The sequence below is a fragment of the Vibrio sp. 1580 genome (assembly GCF_033340055.1).
Genome location: NZ_JAWOVT010000011.1, coordinates 163,573 through 180,904, shown reverse-complemented (window position 1 = coordinate 180,904; position 17,332 = coordinate 163,573). Strand labels below are relative to the sequence as shown.

Annotated in this window: 14 protein-coding genes and 1 other annotated feature; of the genes, 8 read left to right on the top strand and 6 right to left on the bottom strand. The window is 44.2% G+C overall.

Annotation, left to right across the window (positions count from 1 at the left end):
* Positions 1–521: 521 nt before the first annotated feature.
* From clpB to rluD, 3 genes are all read right to left on the bottom strand, one after another.
* A complete protein-coding gene (clpB, locus tag R7093_RS17975) occupies positions 522–3,095 on the bottom strand; it encodes an ATP-dependent chaperone ClpB (RefSeq protein ID WP_318146765.1) in 2,574 nt (857 codons plus the stop codon).
* Positions 3,096–3,239: 144 nt separating this feature from the next.
* Positions 3,240–3,968, bottom strand: coding sequence for a peptidoglycan editing factor PgeF (gene pgeF / locus R7093_RS17970; protein ID WP_005381874.1), 729 nt, complete (start codon positions 3,966–3,968; stop codon positions 3,240–3,242).
* Between the two features lies 1 nt (position 3,969).
* On the bottom strand, positions 3,970–4,947 hold the full coding sequence (gene rluD / locus R7093_RS17965; RefSeq protein WP_206958067.1) for a 23S rRNA pseudouridine(1911/1915/1917) synthase RluD: 978 nt from the start codon (positions 4,945–4,947) through the stop codon (positions 3,970–3,972).
* A 136-nt stretch (positions 4,948–5,083) separates the two neighbouring features.
* Here rluD and bamD point away from each other — a divergent pair, with 136 nt between their 5' ends.
* From bamD to yjjX, 5 genes are all read left to right on the top strand, one after another.
* Entirely contained in the window at positions 5,084–5,812 is a 729-nt protein-coding gene (gene bamD, locus R7093_RS17960; RefSeq protein ID WP_005381876.1) for an outer membrane protein assembly factor BamD, read from the top strand.
* Positions 5,813–5,960: 148 nt separating this feature from the next.
* The gene (locus tag R7093_RS17955) at positions 5,961–7,442 is read left to right on the top strand and encodes a lytic transglycosylase F (protein ID WP_309473959.1); all 1,482 of its coding nucleotides are present in this window, start codon (positions 5,961–5,963) and stop codon (positions 7,440–7,442) included.
* Between the two features lie 325 nt (positions 7,443–7,767).
* On the top strand, positions 7,768–8,094 hold the full coding sequence (gene hpf, locus R7093_RS17950; RefSeq protein ID WP_005381889.1) for a ribosome hibernation-promoting factor, HPF/YfiA family: 327 nt from the start codon (positions 7,768–7,770) through the stop codon (positions 8,092–8,094).
* Positions 8,095–8,202: 108 nt separating this feature from the next.
* Positions 8,203–8,324, top strand: a sequence feature (Phe leader region).
* A 12-nt stretch (positions 8,325–8,336) separates the two neighbouring features.
* On the top strand, positions 8,337–9,515 hold the full coding sequence (gene pheA / locus R7093_RS17945) for a prephenate dehydratase (RefSeq protein WP_017636154.1): 1,179 nt from the start codon (positions 8,337–8,339) through the stop codon (positions 9,513–9,515).
* A gap of 24 nt (positions 9,516–9,539) precedes the next feature.
* Complete coding sequence (gene yjjX, locus R7093_RS17940) at positions 9,540–10,073, top strand: inosine/xanthosine triphosphatase (protein ID WP_005381891.1); 534 nt, start codon at positions 9,540–9,542, stop codon at positions 10,071–10,073.
* A gap of 110 nt (positions 10,074–10,183) precedes the next feature.
* Here yjjX and trpR read toward each other — a convergent pair whose 3' ends face one another.
* Positions 10,184–10,492 (bottom strand): trp operon repressor, encoded by a 309-nt coding sequence (gene trpR / locus R7093_RS17935; RefSeq protein WP_005381892.1) that lies wholly within the window; start codon positions 10,490–10,492, stop codon positions 10,184–10,186.
* 13 nt (positions 10,493–10,505) lie between these two features.
* Complete coding sequence (locus R7093_RS17930) at positions 10,506–12,452, bottom strand: transglycosylase SLT domain-containing protein (RefSeq protein WP_372434380.1); 1,947 nt, start codon at positions 12,450–12,452, stop codon at positions 10,506–10,508.
* 363 nt (positions 12,453–12,815) lie between these two features.
* On the opposite strand from R7093_RS17930, the gene ettA reads away from it, so the two are divergent.
* The 3 genes from ettA (at position 12,816) to R7093_RS17915 (ending at position 16,114) form a co-directional block, all read left to right on the top strand.
* On the top strand, positions 12,816–14,483 hold the full coding sequence (ettA, locus tag R7093_RS17925; protein ID WP_005381894.1) for an energy-dependent translational throttle protein EttA: 1,668 nt from the start codon (positions 12,816–12,818) through the stop codon (positions 14,481–14,483).
* Between the two features lie 230 nt (positions 14,484–14,713).
* Positions 14,714–15,073 carry a PilZ domain-containing protein gene (locus tag R7093_RS17920; protein ID WP_017636157.1) on the top strand — a complete coding sequence of 120 codons (360 nt, stop codon included), beginning with the start codon at positions 14,714–14,716 and terminating at the stop codon, positions 15,071–15,073.
* A 39-nt stretch (positions 15,074–15,112) separates the two neighbouring features.
* Complete coding sequence (locus R7093_RS17915) at positions 15,113–16,114, top strand: M23 family metallopeptidase (protein WP_005381900.1); 1,002 nt, start codon at positions 15,113–15,115, stop codon at positions 16,112–16,114.
* Between the two features lie 77 nt (positions 16,115–16,191).
* Here the strand turns inward: R7093_RS17915 and tyrA are convergent, their stop codons facing one another.
* Positions 16,192–17,319 (bottom strand): bifunctional chorismate mutase/prephenate dehydrogenase, encoded by a 1,128-nt coding sequence (gene tyrA / locus R7093_RS17910; protein WP_213901866.1) that lies wholly within the window; start codon positions 17,317–17,319, stop codon positions 16,192–16,194.
* Between the last annotated feature and the right edge of the window lie 13 nt (positions 17,320–17,332).

Genomic DNA, 17,332 nt, shown 5'->3' with positions numbered 1-17,332 from the left:
GATTTTGTTCGGCTCAATGAATACTGAACATTCCTTTCGCTAATAAATAGCAGAAGTAATGTTTGAATTGACTGTGCTGAATCCTAAGATTCAATGGTCACTTCGTATCATTGAAACCTAATTTTAAGCCGAAGCTTCTAATTGGATTATCATCAACGAGTGCCCACACAGATTGATAGGTCTATATTTTTAAAGAGCACACTTCGAAGTTCTCTTCAAAGTGGACGGCTATTTTAGCTAGATAACTTATCGTGTCAAACACTTTTTTAAGTTATTTATCTGCGAGTTAATTTTAACTCACTAACCGTAGTTGTTTAGGTTCCGCTTTACTTGCTTTCCCTTGACAACGGAGGCGCATTATAGGGAGTTCATTAAAGAACACAAGTGCATTTTTTAAAAAAACTCACCTTTTTAGTTTATTCGTATAGAAAACAGACAAAAGACTCTAAAAAACTACACTAAAGGGGCCAAATGACCCCTTTAGTGTGATTTTTATCTCAATCTTTACTGTATCCGTGCAATTATTGATGAGCACAAATTTGGTCATTAGTAACAATTAACTGCACTGTCTTGTCTGGAACAATTTCACCAGAAAGAATCGATTTGGCTAATGGGTTCTCGACATTCTGTTGAATTGCGCGTTTTAAAGGACGTGCACCGTATACAGGGTCGAAACCAACTTGAGCGATCAAATCGAGCGCTTTGTCAGAAACCTCTAGTTGATATCCTTTTTCTTCTAGTCGTTTCGCCAAACGTTCCAATTGAATAGAAGCGATGGACTTAATGTGCTCTTGACCAAGTGGATGGAACACCACGATTTCGTCAACACGGTTCAAGAACTCTGGGCGGAAGTGTTTGCTAACCACATCCATCACTTCACTCTTGATACCTTGATAGTCTAATGTTGCGAAATTCTCTTGGATACGAGATGAACCCAAGTTCGATGTCATGATCACAACCGTATTACGGAAGTCAACAGTACGACCTTGACCATCCGTTAAACGCCCATCATCGAGAACTTGCAGCAGAATGTTAAATACATCCGGATGCGCTTTCTCTACTTCGTCTAACAAAATTACCGAATACGGCTTGCGACGAACCGCTTCAGTTAAGTAACCACCCTCTTCATATCCGACATAGCCTGGAGGAGCACCAACCAACCTTGCCACTGAGTGTTTCTCCATGAACTCAGACATATCGATACGGACCATCGCATCTTCACTGTCGAACATAAAGCTCGCAAGTGTCTTACAAAGCTCTGTTTTACCCACACCAGTTGGACCTAAGAATAAGAAGGAGCCAATTGGTCGGTTTGGATCAGAAAGCCCAGCTCGACTACGACGAATGGCATTCGATACAACAGAGACCGCTTCGCTTTGCCCTACCACACGATTATGCAGCACGTCTTCCATACGAAGTAGTTTCTCTTTTTCCGCTTCTAGCATCTTGGATACCGGAATGCCGGTTTGCTTAGAAAGTACTTCTGCAATCTCGTTGTCGGTTACTTTATTACGCAATAGCGTCATTTCCTGCATTTCAGCTTGGGTTGCAAGATCTAACTGCTTCTCAAGTTCAGGAATACGGCCATATTGAAGCTCCGACATACGGTTTAGATCGCCAGCACGGCGAGCAAACTCCATGTCCATACGAGCTTGTTCAAGCTCAGACTTAATATGTTGAGTACCAGAAAGAGCTGCTTTTTCTGTATTCCAAACCTCTTCTAGTTCAGCGTACTCACGTTCTTTTTCATTGAGTTCTTCATTAAGCGCTTTCAAACGCTTTTCACTCGCTTCATCGTGCTCGTTACTTAGTGCTTGCTGCTCAATTTTGAGTTGGATGATTTTACGCTCAAGCTTATCCAAGGACTCCGGCTTAGAGTCAATTTGTAAACGAATGCTTGAAGCCGCTTCGTCAATCAAGTCAATCGCTTTATCCGGCAACTGACGGTCGGAGACATAGCGATGTGACAAGCCCGCCGCAGCAACAATCGCTGGGTCAGTAATTTCGACGTGATGATGAAGCTCATAACGCTCCTTCAAGCCACGTAAAATCGCCACGGTATCCTCAACGGTCGGCTCATCCACCAGCACTTTTTGGAAACGACGTTCTAATGCTGCATCTTTTTCGATGTACTGACGATATTCATCCAATGTTGTTGCGCCAACACAGTGCAGCTCACCACGAGCTAATGCCGGTTTTAGCATGTTGCCCGCATCCATTGAGCCTTCACCTTTACCAGCACCGACCATAGTGTGTAGTTCATCAATGAAGAGGATGACGTTGCCTTCTTCTTTAGCAAGTTCATTCAATACTGATTTTAAACGCTCTTCAAATTCCCCACGGTATTTCGCGCCAGCAACCAGTGCGCCCATATCCAGTGATAGCACACGGCGACCACGCAGACCTTCAGGTACTTCATTGTTAACTATGCGCTGCGCTAAGCCTTCAACAATTGCTGTCTTACCTACGCCTGGTTCACCGATAATCACAGGGTTGTTTTTAGTACGACGCTGCAATACCTGGATAGTACGACGGATTTCATCATCACGACCGATAACAGGATCTAATTTACCTTGCTCTGCACGCTCGGTAAGGTCTATGGTGAACTTTTCCAATGCTTGGCGAAGCTCTTCCGCATTCGGGTCATTGACCTTTTGACCACCTCTGATCTTTTCGATTGCCTGGCTGACTTTTTGCTCTGTTAAGCCGATCTCTTTGAGTAATTGCCCCAGTGGTCCGCGATCTTCTAAAGCGGCAAGCAGGAAGACTTCAGACGAGATATAGGAGTCTTGACGCTTTTGCGCCACTTTGTCACACAGGTTAAACAATGTGCCCATCGAGCTAGAGAGCTGAACATCCCCACCGATGCCACTGACTTTTGGTAATCGATCTAACATTTCACTCAATTTAGAGCGTAAATGCGTTACGTCCACATCCAGCATAGTAAGCAATGGACGAATTGGACTGCCATTTTGATCAAGCAAAGCCACCATGAGGTGAACTGGCTCGATATATTGATGATCGCGCCCTAACGCTAGTGATTGAGCATCAGAGATAGCGATTTGAAACTTACTTGTGAATCGATCAAGACGCATATCTACCTTCCTAACCTCAACTAAAGGAAATTCTTTTGACAGTTAGAAAGATGGATACTCAGGAGGGGAATTTCAAGGGAGTGAATGAATAAAGATAGCTTTGCAAAAATAGTAGTATGCATCTTAGCACTTTGGTGCTTATAGCTAGTCTTCGATCCAAATAAAGGTTGCTTGTCGACCAGTCTTACCATCACGGCGATAAGAGTAAAAAGAGGCTTTATCTTGGTAAGTACAAAGTCCAGAATCAAACACTTGTGTCACACCAGCCCGGTTTAGACGTTGCGTTGCCAGCACCGACATGTCAGCAAACCATTTACCGTCGATATCGCGTGGAGCAAATGCTTGATTCGCCTGTGAATCAAAATCAACAAAAGCTTGCAGAACATCTTCACCCACTTCGAAGGCTTGAGGGCCAATGGCGGGGCCAAGCCACGCTATCACTTCACCAGAAAACAACGCTAACGCATTTTCGACAATGCCATTTGCTAAGCCGCGCCAACCTGCGTGAACAGCGGCTACTTGCGTACCTTGTGTATTAGTCAATAATACAGGTAAACAATCGGCGGTCATCGCTGAACAAACAACATGGCTTGAAGAAGTAAATACACCATCCGCATCAAGCACCTGTGTTGTTGGTTCATTTGCTTGAGCCACAACGGTTGAATGCGTTTGGTTTAACCAGATTGGCGCATTTGGCATGCTTGCCTGTTGCGCCAACCAAGCTCGGTTCTTCTCTACTAAAGACAAATCATCCCCAACGTGAGTACCTAAATTTAGCCCTTGGTAAGGGCCTGTCGAAAATCCGCCTATGCGTGTTGAGGCGAAAGCTTTGACATTTTTAGGAGCTGGCCAATTCGGAATGATCGTCTTCATATTAGAATTCTTCCGGTAAGCCGTGCTCTTCTGTATCTTGACGAAGCGCTTCAGTCATCACAACCATGTCATCAGGCACTGGAGCATGAAACTCAAGAACTTCGCTCGTAATTGGGTGCTCAAAGCGCAGCATTACTGCGTGCAATGCCTGGCGATCGAAACCCCGGATCATTGCCGTTAGCTCTTCAGACGCACCTGTCGGGATGCGAGCACGTCCACCATATGCAATATCACCGAGCAGCGGATGCTGAAGGTAAGACATGTGCACACGAATCTGGTGCGTACGACCCGTTTCTAGACGCAAGCGAATACGCGTGTGTTCGCGGAAGCGTTCAGCAACACGGTAGTGCGTTACTGCTGGTTTGCCCATTGGTGCTACCGCCATAAGCGTGCGCTTAGTAGAGTGACGACCAATAGGTTGATCCACTTTACCTCCCGCTGTCATACGACCAATAGCTATCGCTTCGTACTCACGAGTAATATTACGTTTTTGCAGTGCGCGAACCAGACGAGTTTGTGCAGGAACGGTTTTCGCCACCACCATCAAACCCGTTGTGTCTTTATCCAAACGGTGCACGATACCTGCACGAGGTACTTCTGCAATATCAGGGTAATGATGCAACAACGCATTAAGTACAGTGCCATCAGGCGTACCAGCGCCCGGATGAACCACAAAGTCACGAGGTTTGTTGATAACGATAATATCTTCATCTTCATAGACGATATCTAGCGGGATATCTTGCGCTTCCCAGCGTTCTTCATCTTCTAACTCGGCTTGCAATGTAATTTCCTCGCCACCCATTACTTTGGTACGAGGTTTAGTGACAACTTCACCATCAACTTGAACTTTCCCATCAAGCAGCCACTCTTTTAGGCGCGAGCGAGAGAAGTCCGCGAATAATTCGGCGATAGCTTGGTCTAAACGTTGACCTAACTGGCTATCTTTTACGGTATTTGTTAATACAATCTGCTGAGCCATATCGAACTTTTTTAAAAACTGTGAGACTAATGCTCACGACTGTGAAAAAATAGACTATTACGTCATTGTATCTGTTACTGGAAAGAAAGTAACGGCAGCTTAAGAAATATTTAGATTCAAGGAACAGACTCCTGATATGAAACGTCAGACTTTAACAGGCCTTTTAGCGGTATCCCTTCTGTTTGGATGTGCAAGCAAAGAAGAAATCGTTCCTGATGTGCCGCCTTCGGAACTGTATGCAGACGCACAGATTTCTCTTCAAAGTGGTAATTGGCTTTCTGCAATTGAGAAACTGGAAGCATTAGACTCACGTTACCCATTCGGTGCCTACTCAGAACAGGTGCAGCTTGACCTAATCTATGCGTACTACAAAAACGACGACCTTGCTTTGGGCTTGGCAACCATTTCTCGCTTTATGCGTTTAAACCCAACCCATGAAAAGATGGACTGGGTGCTGTACATGCGAGGTCTAAGCCACATGGCGCAAGATCGTAACTTTATGCATGATTTATTCAGCGTAGATCGAAGCGATCGCGATCCTGAACCGGTAAAAAAAGCGTTTGATGACTTCAAAAAACTACTTCAACGCTACCCGAATAGCCCATATGCAGAAGATTCACAAAAACGTATGGTTGCGCTGAAAAACCGTCTAGCGAACTATGATTTAGCGACTGCTGACTTCTACCTTCGCCGTGAAGCTTGGGTCGCTGCTATTAATCGCAGCCAAGAGCTACAAAAAGCGTATCCAGACACAGAAGCTGCACGTAAGTCACTGACTATCCAGCTAGAGGCCTACAAGCAACTTGGTTTGGAAGACGCCGTAGCAAGAACTGAAAAGCTTATCGAGCTCAACCCTGTGAAGTAATTGAACTTGCTTTAAACTGAACCGCCACCGTTTTTACCGTGGCGGTTTTTTATTACTCTCAATAGTGTATTCAGCCCTTTCTTGATGATCTTCCTAGCTCCACATATGCTTAAAGTTCTCCTCCCCCCTTTATAAAAAGGATGTGAACGTGACGATATCTAAGCTTTGCGCAGTTATGCTGCTCCTATTGTCTGCTTCCGTTTGCGCACTGCAAATCTCGCCGCTCAAACAGCCTCCTTATACCGGAGACCTCGATGTCATCAAGGAGAAGAATGTACTGCGCGTCTTAGTTTCTGCTGATTTAGGCTTTTACTACATTGAGGGCGGCACACCAAAAGGCATAGGCGCGGAATTGCTGGCGCATTTCGAAAAAGACCTTCGTAAACTCAAACCAAAGCTTAACGTACAAATTATTCCTGTTGCCCGCGACCAGCTACTGCCAGCCTTAGAAAACGGTTCAGGTGACTTAGTTGTCGCCAACCTGACTATTACCGACACGCGCAAACAGAAAGTGGAGTTCAGTTCACCCATTCTCACTGACATTCAAGAGTGGGTAGTGACAAACAAAAGCACACCAACGATGACGAAAATCGAACAACTGAGCGGCAAAGAGATTTGGGTGCGCGCCAGTTCTAGCTACTTTGAAAGCATTCAGACACTAAATAAGAAACTAAACAAAAAAGGCTTACCGCCTGTTATCGTGCACTTTATTGAAGAAACACTTCAAGATTATGAGCTGGTCGGAATGCTCAACAATGGTTACGTCAAAGCCATTGTTCTCGATAGCCATAAAGCCAAGCTTTGGCTGAAAGTGATGGATGATATTCGGGTGCACAAAAAAATCCCTATCCGCAAAAATGGCAAAATTGCTTGGGCAATGCGAGAAAATAGTCCCAAATTAAAAGCCGTCGTGAATAAGTTCATCCAGAAGTCTCGCTCTGGGACACTACTCGGTAACGTTATTTACGGTAAATACATCGATAACACGGGATGGTTGAACAGAGCTCTTAACCCTAAGAAAATTGCTCAACTAGAAAAACTCGCGGCGCTATTTTCACGCTATGGTGAGAAATACGATATCGACTATTTACTGATCGCAGCAATCGCTTACAAGGAATCAGGATTTAATAACGACCTAGTTGGAAGTCGAGGTGCCGTTGGTATAATGCAAGTCCTACCCAGCACCGCTCAAGATCCGAATATCAATATCAAAAATGTTCGACAATTAGAAAACAACATTCATGCTGGAGTGAAATACTTAGCTTTTTTGCGTAAGCAGTACTTCAGTGATCCTGATATTACTGCACAAAATAAACTCTACTTTACATTGGCGGCTTACAATGCGGGCCCCGGCAATGTAGAGCGTATTCGTAAGCGTGCAGCCCAACAAGGTTACGATCCTAATGTTTGGTTTAATAACGTGGAAGTCGTTATGCGGAAAAGTTTAAGCTCAACGGTTGGGTACGTCACAAGCATTAATCGCTACTACATAATATACAAACAACTAGAAAGTTTGGACCAAGTCAAAAGTCTAGAAAGGGTTTCACTAGCCCCAAAAGACCCCATTTTCATGATACCGCTACGAAAAGTCAGCCAAATGCCAGACAGTAAAAAGCCGCTTGTACAGTAAGCGGCTTTTTAAATGGATTCATTGGAGAGACTCAGTGATCGTCATCACACCTTACGTGTAGTTAAATTTTAACCACCTCAAATATTAGGCCGTAAAACTTCCCTAAAAACGAGGCCGTTTTCAGCTGAGTACTCTATCCAATCTACGGATTTACTAACCGATAACAAGCAATTTCACGATAAATCTCAGAAGTTCTTGAGTGAGATCACATTCATTTTTCATCATAAAAAACCCGAGCAAAATAATGATCTGAATCACATTTTTTTATGTTTAAAGCGGTAATCTGAACTCAACCCATGAGGGATGCAACAGAGGAAAAACACTTATGACAATGAATATCACTGGCAAAAACATCGAAATCACCTCTGCAATCCGAGCTCATATTGAGAGCAAATTTAAAAAACTGGAGAAATGGCAAGTAGACCTAATTGGTTGCCAAGCAACTTTCAGTGAGGAACCAAACAAACAGAAGAAATTCGAAGCGGTTATCAAAGTTCCTAAAGGCCAGCTCATTGCCTCAGCAACTCACGAAGATCTTTACGCAGCTATCAACGAAGTGGAGCAAAAACTAGAACGACAATTGAACAAGCTGACCCACAAACCTGAAGCTCGACGTGCAAGTAAGCCTGAGCTAGTGGAAGAAGAAGAGTAAACTGAACAGATTGAGGAAATAGCGCCGAAAGGCGCTATTTTTTTGCTTGACGCTCTCCCCAGCCTTGCTTATTGTGTTTAAACACTCATAAATTAAGCACTATTTATGCATTTAACCTCACTGTTTATTTTTGACTTCTTTTTCCTCCCATAGTTGGAGGGGCAAACTCGTTTGTGAAAGAAAAGTCAAAAACAAACAGAAAGCCTCCCAAATCGGGAGGCTTTTTTATAAGGAAAGAATTGATGACTGACCAACCTATTTCCCTCGAAGAAATTCGTTTACGCTTGAATGAGTTGGATGACCAACTTCTCAGCTTATTGTCTGAGCGCCGTAAACTCAGCATTGAAGTAGCCAAAAGCAAAGTACAAACCTCAAAGCCTGTTCGCGACGCCGTCCGTGAACAGCAATTATTGGTCAAGCTGATTTCTAATGGCCAAGATAAATACGAACTTGACGCGCAGTACATCACCAAACTTTTCCATACCATCATTGAAGACTCAGTTCTGCTTCAACAAAGTTATCTGCAAAATCTCGTTAACCCACAGCAAAGCCGTAAGCCACTTGCTCGCGTCGCATTTTTAGGAGCCAAAGGCTCTTATTCGCACTTGGCAAGTCGCGAATACTTCAGTCGTAAAAATACGGAGCTTATCGAGCTCAACTGCGAGCACTTTAAAGAAGTGACTCAAACGGTTGAATCTGGCCATGCTGATTATGGCGTTCTGCCAATCGAAAACACCAGCTCAGGCTCTATTAATGAAGTGTATGACTTACTACAACACACGACGCTTTACATCGTTGGAGAGCTAACTCAACCAATCGAACACTGCTTGGTTGCGAAAAAAGACATTCGTCTGGAAGATATTAAAACGCTGTATTCTCACCCTCAGCCACACCAACAGTGCAGTGAGTTTTTAAGCCGTATGAAAGGAGTAAAGCTGGAGTCCTGCGCGAGCACAGCAGATGCAATGCAGAAAGTCCAAGAGATGGATCGTGATGATGTAGCTGCAATTGGTAATGCATCAAGCGGTAAGCTATATGGCTTGCAAGCAATTCAAGGCAACATCGCAAACCAAACCGAAAACCATACTCGCTTTATCGTGGTTGCTCGTAAACCGGTTGAAGTTTCTACTCAGATTCCAGCAAAAACCACATTGATCATGTCGACCTCCCAAGAGGCAGGTTCATTGGTTGAAACACTATTAGTGCTGCAACGTTACGGCATCAATATGACCAAGCTAGAATCACGCCCAATTATGGGGAACCCGTGGGAAGAGATGTTCTACGTAGACTTGACATCACATCTTGCTTCGACAGAAATGCAACAGGCACTTGAAGAGCTAACAAAAATCACTAAGCACTTGAAAGTATTAGGCTGTTACCCGAGTGAGAACGTAAAGCCTACGCAAGTAAAATTGAGTTAATAGACACCAGTGAGTAAAAAGATCATGGCAACCCAAAAAGTCGTAATCGCATCGCTAAACCCAGCCAAAATTAATGCAGTTCAAAGTGCATTTCGTAATGCATTTCCGCATCAAGAATTCAACTTCGTTGGCATCAGTGTACCGAGTGAGGTCGCAGATCAGCCCATGACGAATGAAGAAACTCATCGTGGTGCGCTAAACCGCGTTAAAAACGCAAAAGTAGAGATGCCAAACGCGGATTACTATGTCGGTCTCGAAGCGGGAATTGAAGCAAACGTGACGTTTGCTTGGATGGTGGTTGAATCAGAGACTCACCGCGGTGAATCTCGTTCTGCAAGCTTAATGTTGCCGCCAAAAGTCTTGGAAAAACTCAAGGATGCGAATGAATTGGGAGATGTAATGGACGAAGTGTTTGGTACTGATAATATCAAACAGAAAGGTGGCGCTATTAGCCTGCTAACCCAAAACCAGCTAACTCGAAGCTCAGTCTATCACCAAGCCTTGATTCTGGCTTTAATTCCATTCACAAACCCTGAGCATTTTCCTTCAAATTTATAACACTCAGCCTAGTCTCTAGATACGCAAAAGGGCGGATATTTCCGCCCTTTGTAATACGTTATCTTAGTCACTTGTAACACCAAGGCCTAAAAGCAAATTGGATATACTGTCTACTTAGATACCGCAACTTGTTCTAACAAGACTTTCAACTTGTCTTTTTCTTCATCAGATTTCGACTTTAGTTCGTTAGAGCCACGAGTAATGGTGGCAATGCCCACACCAAGCATCTGACTGATCTGACGTTGAGATAATTCTCCTTTAAGAAGTTCGTTAATTATATTAACGCGTGATATTAATGACTCTCTCTCATCACGTGACATCAGCATAGTTAACAGCATGTCATCTTGCTGGGTGCCCATACTTGTTCGAATTAGCTCAATAATCTGTTGCCAGTCTTTGTACTCGGGTTCGTGCGACATCAAGTTACCTCACTCAATACTTGGTATTGATCTCATGTTGATTCAAGAACGCGCCATCGATACCCAAAAGATCACGATAGTATGTTTCAAACATCAAGATGTTTTGTACATAACCGCGCGTCTCTTTAAATGGAATTGCCTCAATAAAGGCATAAGCATCCACTTTTCCTTGGGTACGCTCTCGCCACGTTTTTACTCTGTTAGGACCTGCATTATAAGCAGCAAGAGCAAAAATACGATTATTATCGTAATCCTCTAATAAACCTTGCAAATAATGGCTACCAATTTCGATATTTTTTCCTACATTGTAGAGATCCTGCGTACCTTGATAACTCAACTTATATTTACGTGCCGTGTACTTCGCCGTCGCAGGCATGATCTGCATAAGACCACGAGCGCCAACTGGAGAGCGGGCTTCAACATCTAACGCACTTTCCTGTCGAGCGAGAGACATCATCGTGACGGGATCAATGTTGTGCTTTTTCGCATAAAAGTTAAACCACCAGCGGTGTGCTATTGGGAACCTAAGTTCGATATTATCCCACATCTGCGCTTGAATACTCGCGGTCACCGTTAGGTGATGCCAACGTTTAAATGATGCATAAGCCGCCAACATCGCCTTTTCATCTTTTCCTACGCGGCGCAGTAAGTGTGCCCATTCACTCTTCGCTGCTGCGATTTTATCCGTCGCGATCAACTCTTCGATACGAGCTAACGAGTCTTGATAGGGTTGAACAACTTTCTTATCCAACTTAACCGTATGCGTTGGGTATTTGATTGATTGTCCGATTGCATTGGCGGCAGCCACACTGTAGAAGTTTCGTTGCCCAAGCAGAGTTGCTAAACGCTGTTTCCCCGCGATGTCATCACCTAACGCTATTTCACTTCTTCCAAGCCAATATTGCCAGCGTAGCGTGGCTTGTTCTTCTTTATTTAGAACAGCAATCCACTCTTGTACGCCTTTCCAATCTGCATTTTGAATCGCTAAGCGGATGCGCGTTTCAATCAACGGTAAGTACTGACTGGTTTTCGTTTTATCATCGCGCCATTTAGCTAATGACTCAGACTCCGTACGAGTCAATCGAAATGCAATATAGTCGGCAAGTTCTTGCGCTTTTTCTGGAGAAAACTTCTGTCCTTTAATGACGGCATCGTACGCACCTTGTGCTTGGCTAGTGTTCATACGAGCCAACTTTTCTAACGCATATTCACTTTGCGCTCGATTAAAATCATTCGCAGGTTTTTTCTTCGCGAATTCCGCAACACTTGCAGGATTATCAAACAACGCTTTCATTTCTTTGGCTTGTTGCTTTGCCTGCGCAGATTTAGGCAGTTTGAGCAAGTAACTCATCAAACCGCCATTACGAGCATCAAACGCCAGTAACATACGCTGTAAAATCAGTTCATCGGTACGCTCACCCGCCTTGTCCCATGCCGCAAATAATGGGTCACACTCATCAGCAATGCTGATGCCACGTAACCACATATGTTCAGCCCCTTTAAACGCCGCGACTTTCTTGCCTTGCTTTAACTGAGCAACGTAGAAAATACATTGGTAACGCTCACCACTAGGAATGACTTTTTGAAACTCAGTAATAGTTTTCCAATCTTTTTGCTTATAAAGATGATTGAGGTATGGAGCGCGAACTCGACGAGAAAATGGAAAAGACTCGTGCTCAGAAATAAACTCGTTTACCTGTTGTGGTGACTTTTCCGGTAACTGTCTAATAAAAGTGCGGTAATCCACATAAGGCGTTAGTGGATAGTTAGAAATTTTAGGACGAATCGAAAGGTATCCATCGATGTCATTTTTATCTAATAAATCTTGAGCTTGCTCATATACTTCGCGCTGCTTTTCCAAACTCAGCGCGGCATTAGCACTCAAACTCATAGCACACAACGCGGCGGCGCAGCATACGTTTTTAGCCAATTCAGATACGTTGAATCTCATTTGTGTCATTTTCCCCAGACATATACTGCCCTAAAGCCTAGTTTTGTTAGAGTTCATGTGATGTTAAGGCAATTTTCACACATGCATCTATTTACACAGAATGCAGATGTCCATGTAAAGCAACTTAGTGTATTAAAAATTGTACTCGTCAAACTTTAAGACGATGGAGACAAAGCGTTTCTAACTCGCATAGAAAACACTTCGTCATTCTTAACGAATAACAAAAGTGTATACCCTAACCGTGTAAGTTTCCGGTCAGCTCAAAATAAGAAATCCATTCGTTAGGGAAATTCTTGCAATGCGGTAACAAAAACAAAGCACTTGGTATAAAATGATGGGTTTGAATGACAGTTAATTTAGGAACGATCGGCAATGGCTGAATACGTATATACCATGTCGCGGGTGAGCAAAATTGTGCCACCTAAGCGTCAAATTCTTAAAGACATCTCTCTGAGCTTCTTCCCTGGTGCGAAAATCGGTGTTTTAGGTCTGAACGGTGCAGGTAAATCCACACTGCTACGTATCATGGCAGGTATCGACACGGATATCGACGGTGAAGCGCGTCCACAACCTGGTCTAAACGTAGGTTACCTACCTCAGGAACCAGTATTAGACGAATCAAAAACCGTTCGTGAAGTTGTTGAAGAAGCGGTTGCTGACGTTGCTGACGCTCTGAAACGTTTGGACGCAGTCTACGCAGCATACGCTGAACCAGATGCAGACTTCGACGCACTTGCAAAAGAGCAAGGCGAGCTAGAAGCCCTTATCCAAGCGAAAGATGGCCACAACCTAGAAAATGCGCTTGAGCGTGCAGCAAACGCACTACGTTTACCTGAATGGGACCAAAAAATTGCGCACCTATCAGGTGGTGAACGCCGCCGTGTGGCTATTTGTCGCTTGCTACTTTCTAAGCCAGACATGCTACTGCTTGATGAACCTACCAACCACCTAGATGCAGAATCAGTGGCTTGGCTAGAGCGCTTCTTAGTGGATTACACAGGTACCGTAGTAGCCATCACCCACGACCGTTACTTCCTGGATAACGCTGCGGGCTGGATCTTAGAACTGGACCGTGGTGAAGGTATCCCATGGGAAGGCAACTACACCTCATGGCTGGAGCAAAAAGACGCTCGTCTACAACAAGAAGCCTCCCAAGAGAGTGCTCGCCAAAAGACTATCGAGAAAGAGCTTGAGTGGGTACGTAAAAACCCTAAAGGTCGTCAAGCGAAGTCAAAAGCACGTATGGCTCGCTTTGAAGAACTGCAAAGCTCTGATCACCAAAAACGTAATGAAACCAATGAACTGTTTATCCCACCTGGTGAGCGTCTAGGTGATAAGGTTATTGAAGTGAAGAACCTGACCAAGTCATTTGACGGTCGTGTTCTGATTGATGACCTGTCATTCAGCATCCCTAAAGGTGCAATTGTTGGTATCATCGGTGCTAACGGCGCAGGTAAATCGACGCTATTCAAGATGTTAAGTGGTACTGAACAACCAGACTCGGGCACAATTGAGATGGGCGATACAGTAAAACTGGCATCGGTCGATCAGTTCCGTGACAGCATGGACGATTCTAAAACCGTATTCCAAGAGATCTCTGAAGGTGCTGATATCATTAAGATCAACAACTTCGAAATCCCAGCTCGCGCATACTGTTCACGCTTTAACTTTAAAGGCAGTGACCAACAAAAGATTATTGGTGAACTATCGGGTGGTGAGCGTAACCGTGTCCACCTTGCGAAGCTGCTTAAAGCGGGCGGTAACGTGTTGCTACTCGACGAACCAACCAACGACCTTGACGTTGAAACACTGCGTGCTCTAGAAGAAGCATTACTAGAGTTCCCTGGTTGTGCAATGGTTATCTCGCACGACCGTTGGTTCCTTGACCGTATCGCAACCCACATCATTGACTACCGTGACGAAGGCCAAGTTAACTTCTACGAAGGTAACTACACAGAGTACATGGATTGGTTGAAGAAAACATTGGGTCCTGAAGCCGCAGAACCACACCGTATCAAATACAAGCGTATTGCGAAGTAATCGCAACCCACAAAGTTTGATTGTAATTTGTACAAAGGCCGCTATCATAGCGGCCTTTGTTTTCTTTGTTATAAAAAGAGCTCATTAGCCCGTCTCGTTCGTTAAGAACATGACATAGCACTTACGTCACTCTGTAGCGACCTCGACACTTTTCAAACAACAATCGAACATTTTTTGTTCGTATTGATATACTATTCAATTCTGTTTGACGACCTGACGAGAATATTCATATGACAGAGAGACGACGCTTTTCACGTATTCTCCATCAAGCTCCAGCTAAGATAGAACAACGTGACTTGGTAATTGAAGCTAGGATTCAAGATCTTTCCTTGCATGGTTTACTCATGAAAGTGGAAGAGACTGAGGCTTTGGATCCAACCCTTCCAGTCCATGTGACTTTTTCATTTGATCAATCCGAACAAGTGATTACGTTAAAAGCGCAAATTGTGAATGTCTCTAAGTGTGAGGTTAGGTTGAAGATCGCTAAGATAGACATCGAAAGCATTAGCCAACTAAAACGATTTATAGAATTGAATGTAGGCAATAACGACCTTCTGAATCGAGAGTTAGAGCACCTCTCTGGTTTTTAGGAGAAAAATAAATGAACGCCTATTTAAGTAACAATAACTATGTCTAAAAAAATCATCATGCAGATCCCGACGAAAGACGGCGATCAGCAGTTCTATTTGGGCCGCAGTTCGGTCCTAGCAGTATTTGCTTCAGTATTGGCATTACCCGCCGTCGTTGGTGGCGCGTGGTACCTTAATCAGCAGCAGATGCACAATAAAGACGAACTAACACAAATCATCGCCAAACTGGAAAGTGAAAAGGCCGAAGTGACGGCTCTTTACGAAGAACAGCTTGATACCAATCATTCGCTTTCCCAATCTTTGACGGACAAAAACAATCAAATTCAGCTATTGGGCAAACGGGTATTCGACGTTGAATCGGTTTTAGGTCTCGCAGACGAAGAGTTGATGATCGATGAGAACAGCATGGGGTTAGAGGAGCGAATTGACGCAGCCGCTATCGATTCTGCTGTTCGCGCGACGATGTTCCGTTTGATACCAAATGACAGTCCAGTCACATACCAACGTATTTCTTCTTCTTACGGCAGTCGTATTAATCCGATTTCAGGTAAGAGGCATGTTCATACTGGTATCGATCTGACTTGTAAAAGAGGAGAAGAGATCCTGGCACCGGCTGACGGTGTGGTGGAAACCGTTCGCCCGAGCAATCGTGGTTATGGTAACTATGTCACCATTCGTCACTCATTTGGCTTTATGAGCTCCTTTGCTCATCTACAACGCTTCAAAGTGAAAAGCGGTCAGTTTGTTAGTAAAGGCGACATCATTGCTCAATGCGGTAACTCTGGCAACTCCACAGGGCCACACTTGCACTATGAAGTACGCTTCCTCGGACGAGCACTCAACCCTCAATACTTAATGGAGTGGACACCAGAAAACTTCAATGACGTCTTTGAAAAAGAGAAAAAAGTGAAATGGGGACCTTTGGTTCAATTGATTGATAACGTTGTACGCCTACAAGTCAATTTAACCAATTCACCCTATCGCGATACCAGTATCAACACAGTATCAAGTGAAGATACGAGTAATACTGCGACGAACTGATTTGTCCATCAACACGAAAAAGAGCAGCTTACGCTGCTCTTTTTGTTTCGGACTCTGCACGGCTAAATGACCCGTGATTAGCCGCGATGAATATTATCATTCGCCTGTTTGAGTAAGTTTTGGCTCTCATTCATAAATTGTTGAGAATAAGTACCAAACCAATCACTCACCTGCTTAAAGCTTTCGATGAATCGCGCTTTGTCTCTGCTATCCAGAATCGCTACCGCATCACCTAAACGCTGATGGAATCGCTTGATCATATCGATATTCTCTTGAGAAGAGAAAATGATATCACCGTACAAGTTCGGATCCTGACCAAACAGTCGTCCCACCATCGCCAATTCAAGGCGGTAGATTGGCGAGCTTAACTTCAACAACTGATCGATGTTCGGGTTCTCTTTGCTTAGGTGCATACCGTAAGCAAACGACGTGAAGTGGCGCAACGCCTGAATCAACGTCATGCCATGATCGTGCTCTTGTGCATCGATTTGGCACAAGCTTGCGCCCCAAATTCCAAACTGTTGCAATAGCCATTGGTAATGCTCGTGACCACGACCATCACAGTACACAATAACCTGCTTGGCAAGGCTCGGAACATCTGGGCCAAACATTGGGTGTAAACCAACTACAGGACCTTGGTGCACATTCAACATTGCTTGCAGAGGCTTCGACTTGATAGAAGTCAGGTCACACAGAATGCAGTCTTGCGGCAAGTTCCCCAGTTTTTCGATCACCCCTTCCGTTAGATGAATCGGCACCGTGACCACGACTAAACCCGCGTTGTCTAGAATCTCATCCGCATGATCCCAGTCTTTACTGCCGAGAACTTTGACCTGGTAGCCCGACAATTTGAACATACGCCCAAAGAGGCCACCCAATTGACCATTACCACCAATAATAACAACTGAGCGTAAATCAGGGTTCAAACACTTAAAACCGGAATCTTTCTCGCTGGCATAAGACTCACGCATTGTTCGACGCAGAATATCTTCAATAAGCTGTGGAGGAACTCCCATTTTTTCAGCTTCAGCGCGACGAGAAGCTAACATCGCCGCTTCGCGGTCTGGAGCATAAATTGGCAAACCATGTTCGCTTTTTACTTCCCCAACTTTCTCTACGAGCGCTAAACGCTGAGCCAATAGCTCCAACATTTGCTTGTCGACTGCATCAATCTGATCGCGTAATGCGTTAAGTTCAACTGCCATTGATGTTCCTTAA

Coding starts and splice junctions, on each gene's coding strand:
- tyrA (WP_213901866.1), bottom strand. CDS start 17,319: ATGGCAGTTGAACTTAACGCATTACGCGATCAGATTGATGCAGTCGAC.
- pgeF (WP_005381874.1), bottom strand. CDS start 3,968: ATGAAGACGATCATTCCGAATTGGCCAGCTCCTAAAAATGTCAAAGCT.
- yjjX (WP_005381891.1), top strand. CDS start 9,540: ATGGCAACCCAAAAAGTCGTAATCGCATCGCTAAACCCAGCCAAAATT.
- hpf (WP_005381889.1), top strand. CDS start 7,768: ATGACAATGAATATCACTGGCAAAAACATCGAAATCACCTCTGCAATC.
- trpR (WP_005381892.1), bottom strand. CDS start 10,492: ATGTCGCACGAACCCGAGTACAAAGACTGGCAACAGATTATTGAGCTA.
- R7093_RS17920 (WP_017636157.1), top strand. CDS start 14,714: ATGACAGAGAGACGACGCTTTTCACGTATTCTCCATCAAGCTCCAGCT.
- R7093_RS17930 (WP_372434380.1), bottom strand. CDS start 12,452: ATGACACAAATGAGATTCAACGTATCTGAATTGGCTAAAAACGTATGC.
- bamD (WP_005381876.1), top strand. CDS start 5,084: ATGAAACGTCAGACTTTAACAGGCCTTTTAGCGGTATCCCTTCTGTTT.
- clpB (WP_318146765.1), bottom strand. CDS start 3,095: ATGCGTCTTGATCGATTCACAAGTAAGTTTCAAATCGCTATCTCTGAT.
- R7093_RS17915 (WP_005381900.1), top strand. CDS start 15,113: ATGTCTAAAAAAATCATCATGCAGATCCCGACGAAAGACGGCGATCAG.
- ettA (WP_005381894.1), top strand. CDS start 12,816: ATGGCTGAATACGTATATACCATGTCGCGGGTGAGCAAAATTGTGCCA.
- pheA (WP_017636154.1), top strand. CDS start 8,337: ATGACTGACCAACCTATTTCCCTCGAAGAAATTCGTTTACGCTTGAAT.
- rluD (WP_206958067.1), bottom strand. CDS start 4,947: ATGGCTCAGCAGATTGTATTAACAAATACCGTAAAAGATAGCCAGTTA.